The sequence below is a fragment of the Rhizobacter sp. P2_H2 genome (assembly GCF_056403375.1).
The window spans coordinates 1-3,198 of record NZ_JBFUFP010000635.1; the positions used below are offsets into that span (position 1 = coordinate 1).

Consider the following 3,198-nt stretch of genomic DNA (forward strand, 5'->3'; position numbering starts at 1 on the left):
GCACCTGCACCTGCACCTGCACCTGCACCTGCACCTGCACCTGCACCTGCACCCGCACCCGCACCCGCACCTGCACCGGCCCCTGCGCCGGCCCCCGCATCCGCCTCCGGCGACAACAGCCGCGACGTGGTACCGACCACCGGCTGGGCCAGCCAGGCCGGCGGCACCAGCGGCGGCTCGACCGCCACCGCCTCGGCCGTCTACAAGGTCACGACCGCCACCGAACTGCTGGCCGCGCTGAAGGCCGGCGGCAGTGCCGCGACGATCGTCAAGGTGGTCGGCCGCATCGACATGGCCGCGGCCGACAACGGCGGCGCGTTCGCGAACACCACCGACCAGAAGGCACGCGCCCGGCTCGCGTTGAAGAGCAACACCACCCTCATCGGCGCCGGCAGCGACGCCGGGCTGGTCAACGCCTACCTGCAGGTCAGCGGCGTGCAGAACGTCATCATCCGCAACCTGCGCATCGTCAACCCCTGCGATGTCGGCCCGGTGTGGGACCCGAACGACGGCGATGCCGGCAACTGGAACTCGCAGTACGACGGCATCACGGTCGACGGCTCGACCCACGTCTGGATCGACCACAACAGCTTCACCGACGCACCGCAGACCGACGACCTGTCGCCGGTCGAGAACGGCAAGRTCAAGCAGTGCCACGACGGCGCGCTCGACGTGAAGAACGGTTCCGACTACGTGACCGTGTCGAACAACGTCTTCGACCAGCACGACAAGAACAACCTGATCGGCTCGTCCGACAGCACGACCAGCGACGACACGCACCTGACGGTCACCTTCCACGGCAACCTGTTCAGCAACATCACCGAGCGCGCGCCGCGCGTGCGCTTCGGCAGCGTGCACGTCTACAACAACTACTTCGAAGGCAGCAAGTCGCACCCGGTGTACGCGCACCAGTACAGCATCGGCGTGGCCTACAAGGCGAAGATCATCTCGGAGAACAACGCGTTCGACATCCAGGGCGCCAGCGGCTGCACCAGCGTGCTGAAGAACCCCGGCTCGTCGAGCAAGACCGGCGCGATCAAGGAGAGCGGCTCGCTGCTGAACGGTGCGGCGCTGGACACGAGCCAGTGCAGCTTCAGCACCAGCGTCGGCTGGACCGTGCCGTACGCCTACGCCAGCGCGCTGCTGCCGGCCAGCAGCGTGAAGGCATCCGTCAAGGCATCGGCAGGGTCCGGCAAGCTGACGGTCGCGCCGTGAACCGGCGCGCGGGCCGGTGGGTCGCCGGCATCATGGCCACGGCGCTGGCCGCCTGCGGCGGAGGGGGTGGCGGAAGCGACAGCGCGGCCACCTCGCCCGTCGCCGGCAGCGTCGCGCGCACCGACTACAACTACTTCGTCCATCCGGCCGAGATCGCGGCGGGGCCGCTCCAGGTGCGCGTCACCGCGCTGGGCGGAGCGACGCTGCTCGACACGCTGCCCGAACCCGCGGGTGGTGTCGTCGTGCAAGGCAAGGCGCAATTCCCATGAAGAACATGACCCGCCCCGGCGCACTCGCCTTGCTGGCCGCGTTGGCGGCCTGCGGCGGCAGCTCGTCCGACCCCGCACCCGCTCCTTCGCCAGCGCCCGCGCCAGTTCCGGCCCCCGCTCCAGCTCCAGCTCCAGCTCCAGCTCCAGCTCCAGCACCTGCACCTGCACCTGCGCCATCTCCGGCCCCCGCACCCGCGCCCGCATCATGCGACCCGCTGGCGCAGCGGCTGCGCGCGAGCTCGGTGACCGTGGGCGGCAACGCGGCCCCCAACGACGAGTACACGCCCGCGGTGATCGCGCCGCGCAGCGACGGCAGCGCCTGGCTGGCCTGGACCGACCGCAGCGCTGCGTCCATCCGCATGGCCGCACTGACGGCCACGGACAGCCTCGATCGCGCGCTGCCCGGCGTGGCCGGCCTGGAAGTGCATGCCATCCTCGCGACGCCCGGCGGCGCGGCGCTGGCGGTCGTCGCCGACGACCCGGACATCTACTCGCCCAAGTACTGCCGCGGCAGCAGCACGCCCGACAAGAACGTCTGCGGCAGGATGGACCTGGTGCGCGTCGGCGGCGATGGCGCCCTGCTGTCGCGCACCACGCTGACGAAGAAGGGCAACGTCGACAGCGTCGGTGCGCAGTTCATCTGGTGGTACGGGCACACCGCGCGGCTCGCCACCGACGGCTCGACGATCGGCATCTACTACCGCTCGGCGATGTCCACCGCGCGCCCGAACGTCGCCGGCGAGGTCGACATCCATGCCGGCGACACGCTGAAGTTCGTCGACGCGAACGGCAAGGCGGTGGCCGGCCGCTGGGACTGGGGCTGCAGCCACAGCTGGTCGGTGCGCACCGCCTGGAACGGCACGCAGTGGGGCGCGACCTGCCACGGCGACGCCTACCCGAACGCGATGCAGCAGGCGCGCCTGGCCACGCCGTCGGCCGCAGCCGACACGCTGCAGTGGCTGGCCGGCACCGATCCGACGCAGCGCGCACTCGGTGGCCTGGTGGGCGCGAGCGACGGCTTCTGGATGAACTTCATCCAGCCCGCGGCCACCGGCGGGCTGTCGCTGCAGCTCGCGAAGCTGCCGAACCGCGGCACGGCACCGGTCCAGCAACTCGGCATCGGCGCGGCCACCGGCCTCGACGCCAGCTACCCATTCCGCCCCTACCTGGCCGCGCTCGGCAGCGACAGGCTGCTGCTGGGATGGAAGTCGGGCGGCGCGCTGATGCTGGCGGTGGCGAACGCGTCGGATGGAAAGCTCGTCGAAGGCCCGGTTGCGTCCGGCCTGGCGATCGATCAGTTCCAGGACATGGTCACGGCCCCGAATGGCGACGTGCTGTGGGCCTACAGCGCCGGCGGTTCGCAGATCCAGGTCAACCGCGTGGCGGCGTGCAAGCTGCCTGCGCGCTGAGACGCACGAGAGACGCGCGACGCTGGGTTGTGCCCGCTTGCCGATCGCCCCGAATGGGAGTACGGTGATCGCCAATCGCTTCGCAAACTGCACAAGGAGGCGGCCATGCGCAGACGCATCTATTGGCTGTTGCCCGACCTGGCCAGCGCCCGGCGGACGATGGATGACTTGTTGCTCGCCCGGATCTCCGAGCCGCACATCCACTTCGTCGCCCGCGAGGGTGAGGTCCTGACCGGCCTGCATCCGGCCAACCTGCTGCAGACCTCCGACGTGGTGCGTTCGGCGCAGGCCGGCCTCGTCATCGG

At 70.6% G+C, this 3,198-nt stretch carries 3 protein-coding genes and 1 pseudogene; all 4 read left to right on the plus strand.

The window, feature by feature from the left end; translation table 11 throughout:
- Positions 1–126: 126 nt before the first annotated feature.
- Positions 127–1,215 (plus strand): pectate lyase family protein, encoded by a 1,089-nt coding sequence (locus AC1D15_RS23815; RefSeq protein ID WP_477827918.1) that lies wholly within the window; start codon positions 127–129, stop codon positions 1,213–1,215.
- Positions 1,212–1,484 (plus strand): expansin family protein, encoded by a 273-nt coding sequence (locus AC1D15_RS23820; protein WP_477827919.1) that lies wholly within the window; start codon positions 1,212–1,214, stop codon positions 1,482–1,484. Before AC1D15_RS23815 ends, AC1D15_RS23820 begins: the two co-directional genes overlap by 4 nt.
- Positions 1,481–2,893 (plus strand): hypothetical protein, encoded by a 1,413-nt coding sequence (locus tag AC1D15_RS23825; RefSeq protein WP_477827920.1) that lies wholly within the window; start codon positions 1,481–1,483, stop codon positions 2,891–2,893. Before AC1D15_RS23820 ends, AC1D15_RS23825 begins: the two co-directional genes overlap by 4 nt.
- Before the next feature lie 105 nt (positions 2,894–2,998).
- Positions 2,999–3,198, plus strand: a pseudogene (locus AC1D15_RS23830) (DUF1269 domain-containing protein); the annotation flags it as partial.

Excerpts from the sequence above, each read along its gene's own strand:
- AC1D15_RS23825 (WP_477827920.1), top strand. The coding sequence starts at position 1,481 with ATGAAGAACATGACCCGCCCCGGCGCACTCGCCTTGCTGGCCGCGTTG.